The 18,388-nt window shown below is 47.9% G+C and carries 20 protein-coding genes; 9 read left to right on the plus strand and 11 right to left on the minus strand.

The genetic code is table 11. The annotated features are described in order from the left end of the window. Positions 1–127: 127 nt before the first annotated feature. From J7439_RS19645 to J7439_RS19660, 4 genes are all read left to right on the plus strand, one after another. A complete protein-coding gene (locus J7439_RS19645; protein WP_209203650.1) occupies positions 128–1,246 on the plus strand; it encodes an ABC transporter permease in 1,119 nt (372 codons plus the stop codon). Positions 1,247–1,248: 2 nt separating this feature from the next. After that, positions 1,249–2,019: an ABC transporter ATP-binding protein gene (locus J7439_RS19650; protein ID WP_209203651.1), complete on the plus strand. Its 771-nt coding sequence runs from the start codon at positions 1,249–1,251 to the stop codon at positions 2,017–2,019. An 82-nt stretch (positions 2,020–2,101) separates the two neighbouring features. Beyond that, complete coding sequence (locus J7439_RS19655; protein WP_209203652.1) at positions 2,102–3,055, plus strand: MlaD family protein; 954 nt, start codon at positions 2,102–2,104, stop codon at positions 3,053–3,055. Then, entirely contained in the window at positions 3,052–3,681 is a 630-nt protein-coding gene (locus J7439_RS19660; protein WP_209203653.1) for a PqiC family protein, read from the plus strand. The genes J7439_RS19655 and J7439_RS19660 overlap by 4 nt, the downstream gene beginning before the upstream one ends. Here J7439_RS19660 and J7439_RS19665 read toward each other — a convergent pair. Next, positions 3,616–4,581 (minus strand): OTU domain-containing protein, encoded by a 966-nt coding sequence (locus J7439_RS19665; protein ID WP_209203654.1) that lies wholly within the window; start codon positions 4,579–4,581, stop codon positions 3,616–3,618. The genes J7439_RS19660 and J7439_RS19665 overlap by 66 nt on opposite strands. 109 nt (positions 4,582–4,690) lie before the next feature. Then, positions 4,691–5,464 carry a uridine phosphorylase gene (gene udp, locus J7439_RS19670; protein WP_209203655.1) on the minus strand — a complete coding sequence of 258 codons (774 nt, stop codon included), beginning with the start codon at positions 5,462–5,464 and terminating at the stop codon, positions 4,691–4,693. Between the two features lie 215 nt (positions 5,465–5,679). Here udp and J7439_RS19675 point away from each other — a divergent pair, with 215 nt between their 5' ends. Then, positions 5,680–7,023, plus strand: coding sequence for a sodium-dependent transporter (locus J7439_RS19675; protein WP_209203656.1), 1,344 nt, complete (start codon positions 5,680–5,682; stop codon positions 7,021–7,023). On the opposite strand, the gene J7439_RS19680 is transcribed toward J7439_RS19675, so the two are convergent. Both J7439_RS19680 and fkpA read right to left on the minus strand, forming a co-directional pair. Further along, complete coding sequence (locus J7439_RS19680) at positions 7,024–7,197, minus strand: hypothetical protein (protein WP_209203657.1); 174 nt, start codon at positions 7,195–7,197, stop codon at positions 7,024–7,026. It lies immediately after the preceding gene. A 72-nt stretch (positions 7,198–7,269) separates the two neighbouring features. Beyond that, positions 7,270–8,016 (minus strand): FKBP-type peptidyl-prolyl cis-trans isomerase, encoded by a 747-nt coding sequence (gene fkpA, locus J7439_RS19685; RefSeq protein ID WP_209203658.1) that lies wholly within the window; start codon positions 8,014–8,016, stop codon positions 7,270–7,272. A 513-nt stretch (positions 8,017–8,529) separates the two neighbouring features. On the opposite strand from fkpA, the gene J7439_RS19690 reads away from it, so the two are divergent. From J7439_RS19690 to J7439_RS19700, 3 genes are all read left to right on the plus strand, one after another. Then, complete coding sequence (locus tag J7439_RS19690) at positions 8,530–9,516, plus strand: lytic transglycosylase domain-containing protein (RefSeq protein WP_209203659.1); 987 nt, start codon at positions 8,530–8,532, stop codon at positions 9,514–9,516. Between the two features lie 184 nt (positions 9,517–9,700). Further along, positions 9,701–10,294 (plus strand): hypothetical protein, encoded by a 594-nt coding sequence (locus J7439_RS19695; RefSeq protein WP_209203660.1) that lies wholly within the window; start codon positions 9,701–9,703, stop codon positions 10,292–10,294. Between the two features lie 13 nt (positions 10,295–10,307). Beyond that, entirely contained in the window at positions 10,308–10,658 is a 351-nt protein-coding gene (locus J7439_RS19700; RefSeq protein WP_209203661.1) for a hypothetical protein, read from the plus strand. Between the two features lie 62 nt (positions 10,659–10,720). Here J7439_RS19700 and J7439_RS19705 read toward each other — a convergent pair whose 3' ends face one another. The 6 genes from J7439_RS19705 to J7439_RS19730 form a co-directional block, all read right to left on the minus strand. Further along, the gene (locus tag J7439_RS19705; protein ID WP_209203662.1) at positions 10,721–11,263 is read right to left on the minus strand and encodes a hypothetical protein; all 543 of its coding nucleotides are present in this window, start codon (positions 11,261–11,263) and stop codon (positions 10,721–10,723) included. 443 nt (positions 11,264–11,706) lie between these two features. Then, positions 11,707–14,694, minus strand: a complete 2,988-nt coding sequence (locus J7439_RS19710; protein WP_209203663.1) for a DUF4200 domain-containing protein — start codon at positions 14,692–14,694, stop codon at positions 11,707–11,709. Positions 14,695–15,239: 545 nt separating this feature from the next. After that, complete coding sequence (locus J7439_RS19715) at positions 15,240–15,509, minus strand: hypothetical protein (protein ID WP_209203664.1); 270 nt, start codon at positions 15,507–15,509, stop codon at positions 15,240–15,242. Between the two features lie 223 nt (positions 15,510–15,732). Further along, on the minus strand, positions 15,733–15,900 hold the full coding sequence (locus J7439_RS19720; protein WP_209203665.1) for a hypothetical protein: 168 nt from the start codon (positions 15,898–15,900) through the stop codon (positions 15,733–15,735). 26 nt (positions 15,901–15,926) lie between these two features. Then, entirely contained in the window at positions 15,927–16,238 is a 312-nt protein-coding gene (locus tag J7439_RS19725; RefSeq protein ID WP_209203666.1) for a hypothetical protein, read from the minus strand. 26 nt (positions 16,239–16,264) lie between these two features. Continuing rightward, positions 16,265–16,525 (minus strand): BatD family protein, encoded by a 261-nt coding sequence (locus J7439_RS19730; RefSeq protein WP_209203667.1) that lies wholly within the window; start codon positions 16,523–16,525, stop codon positions 16,265–16,267. On the opposite strand from J7439_RS19730, the gene J7439_RS19735 reads away from it, so the two are divergent. Then, positions 16,524–17,954 carry a transposase gene (locus J7439_RS19735; RefSeq protein ID WP_209203668.1) on the plus strand — a complete coding sequence of 477 codons (1,431 nt, stop codon included), beginning with the start codon at positions 16,524–16,526 and terminating at the stop codon, positions 17,952–17,954. The genes J7439_RS19730 and J7439_RS19735 overlap by 2 nt on opposite strands. Positions 17,955–18,065: 111 nt before the next feature. Here J7439_RS19735 and J7439_RS19740 read toward each other — a convergent pair. Then, the coding region (locus J7439_RS19740) for a hypothetical protein (RefSeq protein ID WP_209203669.1) at positions 18,066–18,388 on the minus strand (323 nt) is incomplete at its 5' end.

Genomic DNA, 18,388 nt, shown 5'->3' on the forward strand with positions numbered 1-18,388 from the left:
AGTTCCCGCTTTAGCCGTTTTGATAATAGATAGTGAAAGAACAATGATTCAGTAAGTATTTTTTACGCTTGCCTGTTGGTGGTGTTTTCCTGTTATTATTGGCCCTTTTTTCAAGGCATTAACCAGCATGAACCAGGCGACACTGACCTTTGATAAAGTGTCTGACCCAAAGGTTATGATCACTCTTCAGGGCAGCTGGACGGTTAATGGTGTTTTGCCAGCCCTGGATCAGCTTTCTGCTTTACCGGATTATGATCAATTAAAAACCGTTGCCTTTATTACCGGTGATGACTTCTCGTGGGACTCCAGACTGCTGGCCTGGCTATTGGCCTGCCAGCGCATGCTGGAGCCTTCCCATTGCCAGCTTGATCTCAGTGGTCTGCCTGAGGATGTAAGGGATCTGTTCAGGCTTGCCAATACCGTACCGCCCAATAAGGCGCTACCGGACAGAAACCCATCCCTGTTGCATCGGCTGGTCAACCGGGTTGCCCGCCTGGGTGATGAGGCGATGGAGCTGCTGGCTTTTATTGGCGAACTGGCACTGACCCTGTGCCGCTGGTTATCCCGGAAAGGATCCGCCCGCTGGTCAGATATTATTAGCTTTTGCCATCAATCCGGTCCTTCTGCCTTGCCGATGATCACTCTGCAAAGTGTTCTGATCGGGATGATTCTGGCTTATCTGGGTATGGTCCAGCTCCGACAGTTTGGTGCCGAGGTGTATGTCGCCAATCTGGTGGGGGTTGGCATGGTGCGTGAGATGGGAGCATTGATGACGGCGGTGATTATGTCCGGTCGAACCGGTGCCGCCTATGCCGCCCAGCTGGGCACCATGCAGGTTAATGAAGAGATTGATGCATTGACAACTCTGGGCATAAAACCCATGGATTATCTGGTGTTACCCAGAACCCTGGCCCTGATTCTGACCATTCCTCTGCTCTGTCTGTACAGTAATATTCTGGGCATGTTCGGGGGTGGGCTGGTGGCTACCAGTATGGATATTACCTGGTTGATGTACCTTTACCAGCTCCGGGATGCTATTTCTTTTGGTGATATCATGACCGGTGTCGCCAAGAGCTTTCTGTTTGCCCTGATGATTGCCATGGCCGGGTGTCGTGCCGGCCTGGCTTGTGGTCGTTCCTCCGCTGCGGTAGGTCAGGCGACGACCAATGCGGTAGTGACCGCCATTATTTATCTGGTGGTGGCCGATGCCGGGCTGAATATCCTTTTTTATCACCTGGGAATTTGAGCATGGGGCAACTGCAACAGGAAGGTCAGGAGGTGGTGATTGAAGCCCGTGGCTTGACCATGAAGTATGGTAGCAACCTGATTCAGTCCAACCTGCATTTTCAAATCAGCAAAGGTGATGTGTTTGTCATTATGGGGGGCAGTGGCTGCGGTAAAAGCACGCTCCTGAAACATATGATTGGACTCTACCAGCCGGCAGAGGGCGATATCCTGTTTGGCGGGCAGAGTTACTTTGCCGCATCCCCGGAGCGACAGTTGGCGATGCGTAAACGCTGGGGCGTTACCTATCAGGGGGGCGCGTTGTTCAGTGATAAGACACTGGCCGAGAATGTTGCCCTGCCACTGTCACAGTATACGACACTGTCTAGTAAAGATATTCAGGATATGGTGCGTTATAAACTGGCGCTGGTGGGTTTGGCCGGTTTTGAAGACTTTTACCCGTCCCGGATCAGTGGTGGTATGTGTAAACGTGCAGGGCTGGCCAGGGCCATTGCCCTGGATCCGGATATCCTGTTTTTTGATGAACCATCGGCTGGACTGGATCCCCTCAGTGCCAGACGACTGGATGACCTGATTCTGCAATTAAGAGATTCCACCGGTGCTACCGTCGTGATTGTCACCCATGAGCTGGCCAGTATTTTTGCCATTGGCAGCAATGGGGTTTACCTCGATGCCAACAGCAAAACCCAGCTGGATACCGGGTCTCCCGACTATATGCTTAACCACAGTAAACACGATCTGGTCAGGGCGTTCCTGTCCAGAGGTGAGGTTTAAAGATGGGGGAATTTACAAAGCGACTCAATGAATTAAGACTCAATGAATTAATTAGTGAGGCTCGCTTTTCCGAGAGAAGCCTATGAATAGAAAATCCCTGTCAGTATCCGTTGGCCTTTTTGTCATCCTGATCATTACCATGACGTTTGCCCTGGTGTTGTTTCTTAATGTGGATGGTTTTTCCAGGAAGGCGGTTCAGCGTTATCAGGTCCTGTTTGACAGCTCGATCAAAGGCCTGAATGTTGGTGCTCCCGTGACTCTGCGTGGCGTGAAAATTGGTGAAGTGGTCACCATCAAGACCAGGCTGTATCACAATCACCAGAAGGTCCTGAATGTGGTCACCATTGATATGTACCCGGATGCCATCAGTGAGCAGGGGAAAAGCAGTGACCATAATGTGCTGGGACAGTTGCTGAAGCAGGGGCTCAGTGCCCAGATTGGACTGCAGAGTGTATTGACCGGGTTGCTTTATATCGAAGTGGATTTCTTTGACTCTTTCCCGGAAATGCAGCCTGTGGCCACCGAGTATCCACAGATTCCCACAGTGCCCAATAATTTGGAAGAGTTTATTGAGCGGTTTGAGAGCATTAATATTGCGGAGATGGCCAGCAGTTTAACGGAAGTTCTTGATAATCTGTCCCGGCTGACTGGAGATGATCGCCTGAACAAACTGATTGATGATGTTGATAAGGCATTTGTCAGTATGACAGCGATGTCCAATGAGATGGCCTCGAGCATGGCGGGCATTCGCAGTGAGTTTGCATCCATGTCACGGGATGCCGGGGAAGTGACAGCATTACTGAAAACCCAGCTGCCTGCCGCCACGCAGCAGTTGAATGAAACGATGCTGCAACTTCAGCAAACCATGTCCGCAGCGGAAGAGACACTGGCACCTGACTCACCATTGATGTACCAGCTGACGCAGAGTTCAAAAGACATCAGTCGTGCTTCCAGGGCGGTGGACGATCTGGCTGACCTGCTGCAACGCCAACCCGATTCGATTATCTTTGGTAGACAGTCAGGAGATGTACGGTGAGCCGTTACCTTCGCATATTGAACCTTGTTATGGGTCAGAACGCTGCTGCTGCAAAGGCTTTTTTCCTGATCATATTGATCTCGGGCTGTTCCGTCAGGAACCCCAGCTATCATGACTATACGCTGGTAGCGGCAACGGTTTCACAAGAGCAGACTGTGCTGCCGGACACCGCTACACTGGGGGTTTTTCCGGTGAGTGTTGCCGGTTGGCTGGATAAGAAAACGATTACCTGGAGCGATGGTGGTGTTCGTTTACAGTCCTCTGCGAATGATCACTGGGGGGAGCCCTTACCAGAGCTGCTGACACAGGCTATGGTGCAAAATCTGCGTCAACAGGTTCACTCTGGCACTTGGATAAGCTCCGGCCCCTGGGTCCGGAATAAACGCCCGGAAGTGGTCGCATTTGTTGATGTTCAGTCCATAGCGCTGGTGGACCGCCAGTTACGGATGAACGTGGCCTGGTCTCTGGAAGGGCAGGATCAGCAGGTCATTGCCCGGCAGGAGAGAGTCTATACACTGCCGCTGGAGAGTGATGTTTCTACACAAGCTCTGGTTCAGGCGTTAAGCCAGGTCTGGGGAAGGGTTGCAAACGATATGCTTCAGGGTTTTCCCGGGCCTGGCAAATAAGGGTTCATGTGAGGCAATCTGCCCGGCAGGTGGTTCGGGAATGGTATCTTCGGACACCTTCCTGTGTTGATCTTCAGGCATGATGTTGCGCTTTCTGCAGCCTCTGAAGTGCTTGCTGTCAATGTTCTCAAGTAATACAAAGTCTCCAATCCCATTTAAATCAAAGTTTTTCAACTGATCGTCAGTTACGGGGAAGTAGAAACCATAAGCATCAACAGCGCTCATAATAGTGCCCTTGTCATTTACTGTAATGACTGGCTTTTGCAACACTCTGGCTACCAGGGGGACGATGACTGTATACATCCATTCGCCATCACATTTGATGGCGTCCAGACCGGTCATGCCGTCGTGCTCGGAATCACTCGTTAAATAGAAGTAAAGGTCTTCTTCCGGCACAGAATGGCAGCTTTCGTATTCATTGAAACGTGAATGATTGTTTTCGTAATCCTGTAGCCATTCTCTTGCTTCTTCATACACTTGTTGACGTAAGGTGTGAGCATCCCGGCCGGAGCATTGCACGCATGACACAAGGGCAGCATGGAAAAAACAATTGCCATCGCCGGGGACATCGACAACTTCGTACCCCTGGTTGTACACAATGTTGGAGGTGCTTTCAGACAGGCAGCTGAGTATGTCACTCAGTCTATTGATGCCGCGGGAAAATGTAGAAGGAGTAGTAGAAAGGGTATTGTTTAGTGAACAGGCATTGATAGCGCAGTCTGTAGAAATTACGGTAAGAACTCCAAAAATTGCTGCTGCGAAGGAGCATCCTGAAGCGATCGCACTCAAGGTAAATGCTGCGGACACGATGGCGTTAGCCGCTGGGAATATACACACTGCCCAGCGCTTCCAGCTTGCCTGTGGTTGATCTGTTGGAGGAGTATCAACGGGTCGATCCACAGGACCGCTGGATAAAGGTATTGGTAACGATTGTATCAAAGGAGTCTCACCGGAACGTCGTATCATTCCTAATCTTATACCCGTGCCCATCCGGGGCATGGTTCAATATTCAGCCAGTGCTGCCCAGAAGGCGTCTTGCTGCTCCGATCACGGTGTTAATCGCGTTGGGTTCAACGCTGGCCAGCTTTTCAGTGTCCGGCGTTTCATTGCAGGTACGGTTAACAATGACCCCGGCAACGCACCCGGCCTTAAGCCCCATGGCTGAACACATGGTCAGAAGGGTTGCGGACTCCATTTCATAGTTAAGCACCCCCATCGACTGCCACTCTGCCATAGAGCCCTGTAGCTCTTTTCTGACCCGCTGGGTGAAGGTGTCATAACGTTCCTGACCGGGGTAGAAGGTGTCGCTGGAGGCAGTAATGCCTGTCCAGTAGTTAAGCCCCCCTTGTTCAGCGGTATCTACCAGTGCCCGGGTACACTGAAAGTCAGCAACGGCAGGATAGCTGATAGGGGCAAAATGTCGGCTGGCACCGTCCAGGCGGACAGAACCGGTGGTGATAATGACATCGCCGACATTGATATGGGGCTGGATGGCACCCGTGGTGCCAACTCTCAGAAAAGTCCGGATGCCCAGTTGTGCCAGCTCTTCTACGGCAATAGATGTGGAAGGTCCACCAATACCGGTTGAACAAACCACGACAGACTGACCCTCCAGCTCCCCTCGCCATGAGGTGAACTCCCGGAGGCTGGCCAGTCTGGTCGGGTTATCCATTAGTTCGGCAATACGTTCGACCCGCTCCGGATCACCGGGGACAATGGCCAGTGTGGCACCATTCAGAACCTTCTGGCTCAGACCGAGATGAAAAACTTCGCTGCTGCTCATAAATGCCTCCGGGAACATCCCCTGGATCATTGAACTTTACTTCATAGCATCCATCATAGACGCATCCATGGGGAGTGTTTATCGATCTGGATCAATATTTGATCGGAGGCCTGCTCTGGGATCCTTCAGAGTCCATCCGATATATAAGTATATGTTTGCGTCTATGCTGATAATGACCTGTTGGTCAGTACATACCAGTAGAAAATGGACAGTCCATGCCGCCTGAAAACAGAATCACTTCCAATCGCGCGTTTATTTTTGCCATTGCCGGGGCTGCCATCGGTTTGGGAAATATCTGGCGTTTCCCTTATGTAGCCGGTGAAAACGGAGGAAGCCTGTTTTTCCTTCTTTATATTATTTTTGTGGTGTTGCTGGGGTTGCCAGTCATGGTTGCCGAGATTGTGGTTGGCCGGGCAGGGCGGGCTTCACCCGCCAGCAGTCTGCGCCAGCTGGCGGTCAGTGCTGGCCACACCAGGCACTGGAGTAAGCTGGCCTGGATGGGAACGATGGCGGCCACAATGATTCTCTCATTCTACAGTGTGGTGTCCGGCTGGGTGCTGCACTTTTTTTTCCAGTCGCTCACGGGGGAACTTACAGCCAACAGCATTCAAGCGACTTCGATACATTTTCAACAGCTGCTGGAATCTCCCTGGCAGGTGGTTTTATACCACGGTCTGTTTATTGTTATGACCGTGGCCATCAGTGGTCGAGCCATTTCCAAAGGCATTGAACGGTTGAACAACTGGCTGATGCCCCTGATGTACATGATTCTGGTGGTTCTACTGATATATGCCAGTCAGTTCAGTGGTTTTGCGCCAGCCCTTGATTACCTGTTTGCTTTCAGGTTTGAGGCGGTCAGCAGCGGTGTGGTACTGGAGGCAATGGGCCATGCTTTTTTCACCCTGGCCATTGGTGCCTGTTGTCTGATGGCCTATGGGGCTTATATGCCGGAGAGGCAGTCGGTGATTAAGGCGGTGTTGGTGGTTGCCTTGCTTGACGTGCTGGTGGCAGTGATGGTCGGTATTGCCACCTTTGCCGTGGTATTCAGTGAAGGATTGTCGGTGGCGGAAGGTCCCGGGCTGATGTTTATCACCCTGCCGGTTGCCCTGGCTCAAATGCCCTTTGGCTCGCTGGTTTTGCCCTTATTCTTTCTTCTTCTGGTCATGGCGGTTTGGACATCGGCAGTCAATCTGGCTGAACCGCTGGTGGTGGTGATGAGTCGCCTGTGTTCAGGCTTCCGCGCCACAGGAGCCGCCATAGCAGGTGTTATGATATTTCTGGTCGGGTTAATACCCGGGCTCTCTTTCAGTGTCTGGAAGCAGGTTTCTTTAAATGGCAAAACGCTGTTTGACCTTTATACCGCCTTTGCTACCCAGGTTATGCTGCCAGCCGTTGGGCTTCTGGTGCTTTATTTTTGCGGTTATATCATGGAAAGAAAAGTGCTGGCTGAACAGTTGGGAATGCAGGGCAAATCCCTGAAAACCTGGCAGCTCCTGATCCGCTGGGTCAGCCCTGCATTGCTGTTGATGGTCATTATTGGTGAACTGTTCCAATTTTGATCACATCAAAGATTTGATCAGAGCCGCCACTAACATAACAAAAATTAATACCATGGCGATTTTGGCAAGCTTACCCTGTTGCTCATTAGTCAGCGGTTTGCCATGGCGCTCCGTCAGCTTAACCACAACAAACAGGGTGATGAACAAAAGTACTAAAATAGAGATCAGGTTCATATTTCACCAAAAATAACGGGCAGTCGTCGTACTGCCCGTTATTGTAACCAGCCTGAAGATTTATTTCGTGGCTTATTCGCTGGCGGCTTCTTCCTTGCCTTCAATGCTGATCAGCTCAACCTCAAATACCAGCACGGAGCCTGCTGGAATGGAGCCAACTTCCTGGTCGCCGTATGCCAGCTCAGCGGGAATCGTCAGGCGATATTCAGAGCCAACAGACATCAGGGCAACACCCTCAGTCCAGCCCTTGATCACGTTTGCCAGGGGGAACGTCGCTGGCTGCCCTCTCTGCTTGCTGCTGTCGAAAACAGTGCCGTCAGTCAGCGTACCGGTATAATGAACGGTAACAGTATCGGCTGCGGTTGGTTTTGGACCGTCTCCCTGCTTGATAACTTCATATTGCAGGCCGGACTCAGTCACGGAAACTCCTTCTTTCCCAGCGTTATCTTCCAGGTATTTGGCACCGGTTTTACGGGTCTCCTCACGCTTCTTCGTAGCATTCTCCTGAACGACGGTGTTCATCTTCTGCTCATGAGCCCGAAGAGCTGCACCCATCTCCTCCTCGTTCATTTTGACCTGATCGGCAAGGGCGTCCAGCAAGCCCTGCTGAACCAGCGCACGCTCAAGGACAACACCCAGCTCATCCTGCTGTTTCAGTGTCTGGCTGGCAAAGTTACCGACAGAGGCACCAATGGCATAGGCGGCTTTCTGATCATCCGTGTTTAACTCAACTTCAGGAGTCTGGGTGGTCTTTTCCTGACAGCCTGCTGCCAAGAGTACAGCGGCTGCCAGAGCAGATATTTTAATAACCTTCTTCATATCAGTTTCCGTTGTTTTTGGCCAGAAATGCCGTATTGGCCAGAACGATCTTGCCTGTATCAGGATTAAAGTAAAAACCCTATCAATAATGGCACAGCCTTTACGCCAGTTGAACCAAATAACAATAATTTTTCAAAAAAAACACATTATTACCTTACGGTATATCATTACCGGTTTATACAAAATCAATTCTCTCTGAATTTAATGGGGCGACGTTATGCTGGTCTGCTTAAGTTATCAATTGAGGCGTTGATAGAAAGAGCTATCAATTATTGCAGGAACATGAAGATATCAATTCCACGAATTACGATTCAATTCCATTTGACCAACTGTTTACCGGGGAAAAGGTTGTCTGGGGGGGGATTCTGTCGGTCGGTCTTTAACAGCATGCCTCCAATTTCCGGTGTAAAATACGCTATATTTTTATGATCTTTGTCTTTTTGTCCCAGTTTAAATCTCTGGTTTCAATTTATAGAGTTTTACGTTAGCCATTGTTTGCTTTGGAGCTGTCGCTTGGATTCTGCTGTTAGCACTATCGTTTTTATTCAGTCCGGAAAGCAGCGTGAGATACCCTGGTGCAATAAAAGTTCAGTAAAAGACGGGCCACTTTTGGCGGGTTGTCGGGCGGGCTGGTATTTTCTGGTGTTGGCAGCGGTTCTTGTCTTCATGGGCTTTTCGCCTGTGCCATGCCATGGACAGGGGGACATGGCAGAGACGGATAAGCGTCAAATGGATAAGCCCTACCGGTCGGTCTGCATTCATGACCCAAAAGATGGCTGGCAGTCGTTACGCCATGGTTTTCGGTTAATGGCCTACTATCACAATGCGAAGGTCAACGAGCAGCTGAAAGCATTTCCCCAATATTATTTTAACCGTCTGTCCCAGCGAATCCTGATGCATCAATTTTATTTGAACAGGAAGATTCAGGAAAGAGGTCTACCGGCTGAGCTGGCCCTGCTACCGCTGATCGAAAGCGACCTTGACCTCAAAGCACGTTCATCGGCAAGGGCGATGGGGCTGTGGCAGTTGATGCCCGGAACAGCCAGGGCTTACGGACTTAAGGTGTCGAAAAAGTGTGATGAAAGAACTGACCTGGAAAAAGCCACTGATGTCGCATTGACCTATATTGAGTACCTCTATCAAAGAACCAGTGACTGGATGTTAACCATTGCTGCTTATAACGCTGGCCTTTACCGGGTGAAACAAAGCATTGCTCAGGCTAAAGCGTCGGGAGAATATTCAGATGCGGGTTTCTGGAGCCTTGATTTGCCAGCTGAAACCCGAAAACATGTGGCCAAGTTTCTGGCCCTCAGCCATGTGGTTCTTCTGCCGGGTAAGCATGGCATCAGGTTGCCAGCCCTTTCTGTGGTAGAGGGCTATGGTTTTTCCAGAGTCAAGTCGGGCTATCACTCTCCAGAGTGTGTTATTCCCAGCGCTGGTTGTCTTTATTGTCGCCAGCTGGTGCTTAGGGTGCTTTATATTTATTTCCAGGCATTTTAATCAGGCTGAATGACACTATTCCTAACCGTCTTGTTAGTCAATCAAATTGAATACCTTTGTAAATTCCGAGTCTGATAAAGCATTACCTTAATTTTTATATCAACAAGGAGGTGGTTTTATGAGCTATCCAGGTGTCGCTCCAATTTCGACGAGTGTCAGTCAGACCCAATTTCCTGCTCCTGCTATGGAGGGAAACGGTCGCCGTTCCGTATGGTCAAGTATCGGCAAAGCTGCTGGAAAGGCTTGTGTCATGCCATTTCGCATTGCCTCAACGGTGGTAAATGGCGGTGTTTTTGCTGCCTATTACGTTACCGCTGTGGCTGTTACCGGGCTCGCTGCCACCGGAGGTGCTGTCTATGGTATTGGGAAAATTGCCACAGATGTGATCCGTGGAAAACCACACAAAAGCCTGCTGGAATATACCATCAAACCCGCCCGAGAGACTTTCAACTGTATTTCACGCCTGTACTATGAGCTGCCAAGACATGGATCTGAATTGATCTTCTCCGGTGTAGCTGTCGCTGCGGTAACTGTCCTGGCAATCGTGGCAATCGTGGCAGGAGATGGCAATAGCCACGTATGGATACATACCCCCTGCTGTTATCACAATTGTGGCGATGCCGGTGGCTACTCAGGTCACCAGAATCCTGCGGATGATGACTATAACCCTTCAGGCTTGTCCGCGGTACTGCATCCATACAGACCTTCTATTTTACTCGGACGTAAAATCATGGGGACAACTACACAGGTACTGAATAGCGGCCAGAAGGTTGACTGAAAAGGAGAAAAAAATGCGACTATTCATTAGCATACTTGGACTATTGCTTTCACTCTTATCAACGACTGTTGCGGCCGGTACGGAAACTGGATTGAAGGTAATCAGTGTTGGTGCCCATGCCCAGGGAAGCAGAACTTTTTACTTCAAAGTTGATCGTACTATTGGTCCATATGGTTGCCGAAGCGATTTGGTAAAAGTGGATTTATACAATGATTATGATTCACAGGCTGAGGTGATTTCAAACAATATCGTCCGATCTATGGTGCTGTCAGCATTTGCCACCAATTCTGATGTGCAATTGAAGGTTAGAGAAACATGCTTACATTCCAATCCAACCATCTCACAGATTTGGTTGAGTAAATAAACTCACATAACGAACAGGGCGCTACATCAGATGCACCTCGCTTCCGGATTGGCAATGCTCCTTCAGTCTGGTGACTGAAAAGCTGGGGGCTCTGGTGTTAATTCTGCTTTTTTTGCCCCAGCTGCCAGCTCTGCTTTTTCCCTCGCCAACTTTTCACTCAAGCCTTGTTTTATAGCCAATCGATAGGTTGTTGTCCTTGTATACCTTATGGCCTGGTCTGCCTTACCTTTATCAGTTGCGGCGAATTTGGCCCATCTTCTGGCGCTGGCCTCTTTGTATTTATCGGATGCCATGTATTTGGCTATGGTCTTTTTGCCTTTATCGGATGCCCGGTATTTAGCCCTGGACCTGGCCATGGTCTCTTTGCCTTTATTGGATGCCAGGTATTTAGCTTTGGCCCTGGCTATGGCCTTCCTGCCTTTTTCGGATGCGGCATATCTGGCTCTATTCGTCCTGTGGTTATCGGACTCTCTCACCTCTTTTAGTGTCTTAAGTGCCAGGGGCTGATCAGGCGTGGGGGACAGAAGTTCGCCGGAGCCGGAAAATTCAGTTGCTTTAAACTCAACAGTTTTAGCAGGAGCTTGCTGTTGAGTGTACCTGATCAACGGACTGCCTGCGGCAATGGAGCGTGGTGGTGGCTGGGAAAAAGTAACTGTTGAATGTACAGAGGGGGGTAAATGGGAAGTTGAAAAAACACCTGGAGTACGTGAAGAACCGAGTGTACCCTGATTCGGTAATTGTTGTTTTAAATATCCAGAATGGGACTGCTTAAGTATCTGTACAGGATAACCGAACCCGCTGAGTTGTGAGCTTGAAACCTCAGCCAGTAATAGTAAGGGATTTTTTTGCAACTCCTGTAAACAAGGATATCCATAAGAGATATTTGAGTCCGGGCTAAACCTGTACATTACATTACTGAACTATTGAATTACACCCTAAGACCACTCCTTCATTATGAAAGTTCAACCCTGATACAGCCCATTTGATATTTACGTCAGCCAATTATAAATATTAGCTATTAACCCGGATATTGCTTAGTTGAAAGAGACTATTGCACGACTTCCAGCTGTGTTTTAAGTTCTGTAAAACCTTTAATGACTTGCTCAAGCTGCTGTTCGGCAGAATTGCGCATTTCACAAACTGAGCTGTCAACTTTCCACTCACTTTCTGATTTCTCCAGCAGTGCTTTATAAACGGCGTCCTTTGCTTCTTTGCCCTGATCTGCTTTACCACCGTCTGGCACACTGGTAACCTCTTTTGTTTTAAGTGTTTTAAAAAGCTGCTTTCTTGTTGCTAAAAGATTAGATATGTCAGGCACCGGTTGCAGGTCTTTCAGGTACTGCTTTACATCGTTCATTTCTTCAATGATAAACGCTACCCTTTGCTGCAGGTGATACATTTGCAGATCATTTTCCCCACTAGCCAGGCCGACCATCATATCCTGAGTCAGTTGATGGGCGGCATCTCTGCCTCGATCAAGGGCTGACTGATACAGGGAGGCGCTGGTGAATGCACGTTTGATCAGGACCTGAATCTTCTCTGGATCAGATAACCGCGTAAGGAAATTGATGCTGCTGATGCTGATTGGCTGATTTGGATTTCTATCATATAGCCACTGGGCGTCATACCGCCATGGATGTTGAGCAGCTTCCTTAAGAGCATCATCACAGAAGGCTCTCATTTTGTCGAACTTCTCGACAAAAAGTGTGGCCCGGTTAAATTTATCCGTACACTTATTGTATAGGTTGTAGGCAAGATCACCATAAACCCAGACAGCCAATACGGGGGATTGTTGTATTTCAGGAAATACAGAATCGACTGTCGTCAGTTCGCTAACATAGTTTTCACCGTACTCAAGATTTTTATTAAACAGTTGCAATCGCTTGCTCATGCTATTAACCAGCTTTGCATGATCTGATTCCGGTTGTTCTTTCTCCTGTGGTTCAGATTTTACTCTGGTGATCTCCTGTTGAAGCTGCTGTTTTCTTTTGTTTCTTATTTCCTGCTTCTTTTTCGCCCGCTCCCTTTTTTTCATATTTTCTCGTAATATCTCCTGATTGCTGTTTTTCTCACTCTCAAATTCATTAAGATAATCCTGGCGTACCTTGTCAATTTGAGTGAGTCGAATTTGACATGCTTCATGGAGAGTCTTTATACAAGCTTCCAGATTTTGTGACTCGGTGTGAACAAGGTTGGATTTCTTAATGACTTTTTGATGCACTTGATTGAGTATCGAGCAGCAATTGTTCAGCTGTTGTATAAATTGATTATGAGTCGAAAGGTCATCCAGGAAATTATTGGTCAGTGTTGTTAATAAATTATTAGTAATCTCTGCTGCTACTCTGGCTAATCGGATCATGGATATCTTGTTATTGCCAGCTTGTCCCGTTCGAAATATTTCATGGTCAGATAGCGTTTTAAAGAGGCACATGGTGGTGTTTAAGAGCCCCGGGTGCTGCAATGATTTTACCAGAATCATCAGGGTCGTACTTTCCAGTTGCTCTATAGATTTAAGCCAAATGCTTTTAACGTTGCCGGGTACTTGTGCTACCTGTTGCATCAGTGAATGCTGAAGCGGGCGACTTTGCAGCAAGAGGCACAGTGACTCAGCAAGCATTATGAACTCTTCGGTAAATTTTGAAGAATAGTCAGACAGTGTGTTAATACTCACAAGAAGAGCATCCATTGAGTAGGCAATAGCATCTCCAATGTCCTGTGTATTTTCCTCACCCAATTTAATCATTTTGTAAAAAAGATCAGAGGTAAATTGTATATGCCACTGAATGCACTGCCTGGAAAAAGTTTCTGGCACCTTGACAGGCGTATTGTTATCCACCTGCTGGTTCAGCTTGATACTCAGGGTTTTTGCTAATGACGTGATGGTATTGATAATGTCTGCTAATTGTTTATCATGGCTTTCACTAATGGCTTGCTGTTTTTCACTGATAGCAAAAAGTTTTTTTCCATGTTGTAACAACGCTTGACTGGACAAACGTGGATGACAGTAAATCGTCTCTGCCGACCTGATGAATGGGGCTTTGAGTGTAACAACCTTTTGGTCAAAATAGGGATAATAGTACATGCTGGTAAAATCCAGATTCCATAGATCATCTGTTTCCAGTTTTTCCACGTACCCTCTTGCCTCTTTGGTTTTGGCCATTTCTTTCAGCTGGTTCATCTCTTTGCCAGAACACTTATAAAATGCCAAATGTGCGGCCAGACTGTTTCTTACTTGTTCCCTCTTAATAAACTTATTCGGGTCTAATGAAGCTGCAGTACGGCTTAATTGACTGCTCAGGGGGTGAATATCTACATAACTTGTTGGTCTGGTCAAAAGTATATCAGTCGATGGCATTTTTTTTATTTTATGTAACGGAGGTAGTTTTACCGTGCTGTTATTTTCCCTCAGCTGGTTTTGTAGTGTCTTGTGTTGTTTTTTTAACTCGCTCCTGGAAAGCTTTATCCTGTTCCCCTGTTTATCAAAGGTATTATCGGTGCGCATTTTCTGATGAAAATCGAAGCAGTCGAGGTAAAGCAGCCTGAGTGCCCAGGGAGTTTTTCTGGCAGCACCGGGGTGCCCTAGTTGCAGGACTTGTTGAACTGAAAAATATGTCCCGGGACTATTCGCGTCATCCGGGGCTGATGAAGGCATTAACTCAGCACCAGCCTCATTAGATTCCGGACCTGTAACCTGTGGGAGTTTTATAGCTCCCACCGGTACTTCATCCTTTGCGTGCAGCTGTTGGGATGGGCATGCTTTTTCATTGCTGATGGCAAAAGCGTTTGCCGGTTGTCTGTCATCTCTCCGGGATCCCTGCTCCTGAGAACATTGCAGTGTTTTTGGCACGAACTCGTTTGCTTCCGGATCCAGATTAACCTTTGTCATTATTGCTATTTCTCTAGCCACTTTCACCATGGTTTCCTCAGGCGGAGCAGTCTTGCTCTCAAATCCCTGGCGAAGCGCTTTATCATGCGTAAGGCCCTCAACCAGGCAGGAAAGTGGCCAGCCTGGCATTTGATCAGAAGGTACTGACATAAAATTCTGCCCGGGAAATGGATGGCATGCTGCATTGTAAGTGTCTGGCTCTATTGGCCATGGCAGTGTGTTCATACTGATCGGTTGTTGTTGCGGCAATGGAATGACAGGCTGATTTCCACAATATACGGCAGCAACCGGCTGACCGGTCATTTGGGTTGTAGCCAGAAATTGAACTGGAACTGGTGAAACGGGAAGGATGCCCCTTGCAGAAATATCTGTAGTTTGAACAGGATATGGATTAGCGCTACAGGGTATCAAAGCTTCGCAATTTAATGGAACCGGGTTTTGTTCATCGCCGCGTTTGGCATCAGGTGTGACAGGCAATCCTGAAACTTTTAGCCCTGGATAATGTACCCTTTGATCAATGTTCATAGGAGGCAATGGCATTCTAAAAGTTCTCTTAATTAATTTATCCCGATTTTTTTAAACTGTATTATAGAAAAATTTTCCATTTTAACTGTGATCGGTTTGGGTGAAAGTCTCATATTGATGAGTACTAACGTTCGAGATCATCCTTCCCTGATGAAAATGGAATCACATTATCACTGACCATATTTACCTTGGCCCGGTACGTTACCGATAGCAGCATCCAGCCACAGTCGAACCAACCACTTTGAATTAGTGACCTGAGTGTCAGGATCCAGTATTTCTCGCTCTGCCTGAACAAAGAGGGAGTGAATTTCGTTTCCATGATCCTCAAAATGCTGGATGGGATTATTGGACTGAAGAAGGAGAGTCAGTTTTTGCTGCAGTTGGTCAATTGCAGGACAGGAATCATTGGCGACATTGGTCAGTGACTGACATACTTCCATCGGAGCGGCCTCTCACAGTTGACTCTTTCTTTGCTGTTAGAATCATAGCTGTGTTTGGCTGCTCTCCATTCAGGTTGAAAAAAATTTGGTGTTACGTCTGTTTGCTGTAGCTCAAGGCCTGTGGACGTGATCAATATGAGACTTTCACCCATCAGTTTCAGTTGGTCAGGCTGGAGTGACGGCTTTTGTTAAATATACCTGATTACAATTTATTATTAGACGGTTAAGCAGAGAATACTGTGTAAGGCAAAATATCAGCAAATATCTGTTCCGGGAAGACAATGGCTTTGTGCATTACCAGAATCTGGCAGCCAATATGTTGCACTGCCAGAAACTGTTGATCAGAAGGTTCAATTGGTTGTGAGTCCAGGGAAATGGATTTTCGCTTCATTAGCGGCTCTCACAATGCCCTGGTTTTTATCTGTTAGAGAAAACCTTATTAAAATAAGTTTCGATTTTAAGGAAATGGTCTTTCGCTCCAAGAATGGCGTTCTCTATGCCTTGGTCTTTAAATGTGGGAGAGGTAGCAAACCTCAATAATTTTGTCAGATCGATCGGATTGTTCTCAACAGCCTGGTCAACGCCCGACCAACCCTTTTTCATGCAGGGCAGGTTCAGTAAGGTCAATGCTTTCGACAATGGAGGAAGTTCGCTCTCTGTGTCTATGTATTTGAGTGCACACTCCACTGTGGTGCTCTTCAGCATGGGATTGCCTGCTTTAACACTCAATTCGTGGAGATAGTCCTTGCTGTTTATTATTGGCTTTGTGTCTGCCAGATGCCGGGAGATTCCTGCGATGTTGCATCGCTGACTCTGGCAGGTTCCGGGCATTCAGCAGGCTTGTCTGTTGGCAATGTGGTCTGGGAGGCGACGGTTAAGGTATTAGCGTTTGGATCGGCGGCTACATCTATCTCTGTTGCAGGCAGTCTGGAGGTTTTAGTCTCACCACTTGCTGTATCAAACCAGGTGTATTCAATCGCGGGCAACGTGATTTTTCCGGGACGGGTTGGAATCATGGCTATGGAATCCGTGCGTCAATTTTCTGCCATCCTCGCTACGGGCGCTATTCTCGGTCAGCCTCCAAGGGCCAAGCCCGTTCAAAAAAATTGCTCACACCTGACCGCCAGCCGTCTGATCAAACTGGTTACTGACTGTCTGGACGAAATTCCTGATCATCGACCCAATCAGTGCAAGAATGGCATCCCTTTTGGCAATTTTACCAAATCCGCTTTTGCCATGATGCAGGTGAAAATGCCTTCCATGCTCCGCTTCGATAGCGAGCGGGCTGACCCCGTCCGGGTCCACAACCTGGAAACCCTGTTTGATGTCATTGATGGCCGGGTGCCCTGTGACACCCGAATGCGGGAGGTAATGGACCCTGTTTCACCGCACTGGCTCCAGAAGTCTTTCAAAAAACTCTTTGCACGTGTTCAGCGTTCCGGGTACCTGCAAAAGTTTGAGTTTCCCATTGGCCGCTTGAAAAACCACTACCTGTTGGCCATTGATGGTACGCAAACCTTTTTCTCCGGCAAACTGAGCTGTGACGACTGCTGCACAAAGAACCAGGGCAAAGCCGGTGAAGCTTTTTATCATCAGCTGATGGGGGACTGTATTGTTCATCCGGACCAGAAAGTGGTGATACCACTGGCTCCCGAGGCCATTGTACGACAGGATGGTTGCACCAAAAATGACAGCGAGAAGAGTGCAATCAAGCGTTTTCTCGCTAATGTAAAAAAAGATCACCCTTATTTAAAGCTGATCATTTTGCTGGATGGCCTGTATGCTGATGGACCGACCATTCGTCTAATCAAGAGCTACGGTTGGCATTACATCATCATTGCCAAGGATGGCAATCATGGGCCGCTGATTGAGGCTATGGATGAGCTGGACAAGCAGGAGAAAGTAGCGCGCTTTGTCAAAACTGACCCGGAGACTGGCGTTAAACACTGGTATCGTTTTGCCAACGATGTTCCTCTTAACAAGTCCAACCCCGACGAGAAAGTCAATGTACTGGATTTTGTTGAAACGGACAAAAAAGGTGACCGCCATACCTGGAGCTGGGTGACTGATATCCCTGTAACCGAAAAGACCATTGAAGCCCTGATGAAAGGAGGCCGATGCCGATGGCACATTGAAAATCAGACGTTCAACACCCTGAATAAGCAAGACTACCACCTTGAGCACAACTACGGTCACGGTAAGCAACACCTGGCCACCAACCTCGCTTACCTGACGGTACTGGCTTTTCTGGTTGATCAACTGCAACAGTTGGGCAGTCCTGAGTTCCAAAAAGCTTTGAAGGAGCGAACGAGAGGGGTAATGACGCATCTCTGGGAGTTGATGAAAGGCTATTTCCAGACCTGGTTGATCATTAGCTGGGAAGGGTTCTTTGATGCAATTATCAACCGGGCTGTTGCGGGAGTAGTACCTTACGACAGCTCATAGAACAATTGAGTGGTAGTCTGACTTCAGGGTTCAGTTTTTTTTATCATCAAATAGCCACCAAGAGTGGAGGCTGCTTTTTGTGTACTGTGAACATAGTGTGCTTGAGATTTATTATACGCTCAAAGGCGTATATTCAGCGGGAATAGCTGGGTTGTTGTTGACCCGTTCTGACTCGGTCGCAAATAAATCAAAATCCAGCGACAATAAATCAGAATCCGATTCCCAAATGTCAATGTCAATTTCGTTCAGCCCAAGAGGGTCTTTTTTTCTGCATTCCAAGGCTGAATACCAGGCGTTTTGTGTCTGCTGATCCACATCATAATGGTTGATCTTTTGGAGAACACTCATTAACTGCGGAAGTATCATCTCTTTCCGATAGGGTTCCAATAGTTCAAGTTCTCTATTCCCCAATATCGGAAAACGATCCAGCTCTT

Source organism: Salinisphaera sp. G21_0, assembly GCF_017744115.1.
Lineage (GTDB): Bacteria > Pseudomonadota > Gammaproteobacteria > Pseudomonadales > Endozoicomonadaceae > Endozoicomonas.

Coding starts and splice junctions, on each gene's coding strand:
- J7439_RS19645 (WP_209203650.1), top strand. CDS start 128: ATGAACCAGGCGACACTGACCTTTGATAAAGTGTCTGACCCAAAGGTT.
- J7439_RS19650 (WP_209203651.1), top strand. CDS start 1,249: ATGGGGCAACTGCAACAGGAAGGTCAGGAGGTGGTGATTGAAGCCCGT.
- J7439_RS19655 (WP_209203652.1), top strand. CDS start 2,102: ATGAATAGAAAATCCCTGTCAGTATCCGTTGGCCTTTTTGTCATCCTG.
- udp (WP_209203655.1), bottom strand. CDS start 5,464: ATGAGCAGCAGCGAAGTTTTTCATCTCGGTCTGAGCCAGAAGGTTCTG.
- J7439_RS19675 (WP_209203656.1), top strand. CDS start 5,680: ATGCCGCCTGAAAACAGAATCACTTCCAATCGCGCGTTTATTTTTGCC.
- J7439_RS19680 (WP_209203657.1), bottom strand. CDS start 7,197: ATGAACCTGATCTCTATTTTAGTACTTTTGTTCATCACCCTGTTTGTT.
- fkpA (WP_209203658.1), bottom strand. CDS start 8,016: ATGAAGAAGGTTATTAAAATATCTGCTCTGGCAGCCGCTGTACTCTTG.
- J7439_RS19695 (WP_209203660.1), top strand. CDS start 9,701: ATGGAGGGAAACGGTCGCCGTTCCGTATGGTCAAGTATCGGCAAAGCT.
- J7439_RS19700 (WP_209203661.1), top strand. CDS start 10,308: ATGCGACTATTCATTAGCATACTTGGACTATTGCTTTCACTCTTATCA.
- J7439_RS19710 (WP_209203663.1), bottom strand. CDS start 14,694: ATGTCAGTACCTTCTGATCAAATGCCAGGCTGGCCACTTTCCTGCCTG.
- J7439_RS19715 (WP_209203664.1), bottom strand. CDS start 15,509: ATGGAAGTATGTCAGTCACTGACCAATGTCGCCAATGATTCCTGTCCT.
- J7439_RS19720 (WP_209203665.1), bottom strand. CDS start 15,900: ATGAAGCGAAAATCCATTTCCCTGGACTCACAACCAATTGAACCTTCT.
- J7439_RS19735 (WP_209203668.1), top strand. CDS start 16,524: ATGGCTATGGAATCCGTGCGTCAATTTTCTGCCATCCTCGCTACGGGC.
- J7439_RS19730 (WP_209203667.1), bottom strand. CDS start 16,525: ATGATTCCAACCCGTCCCGGAAAAATCACGTTGCCCGCGATTGAATAC.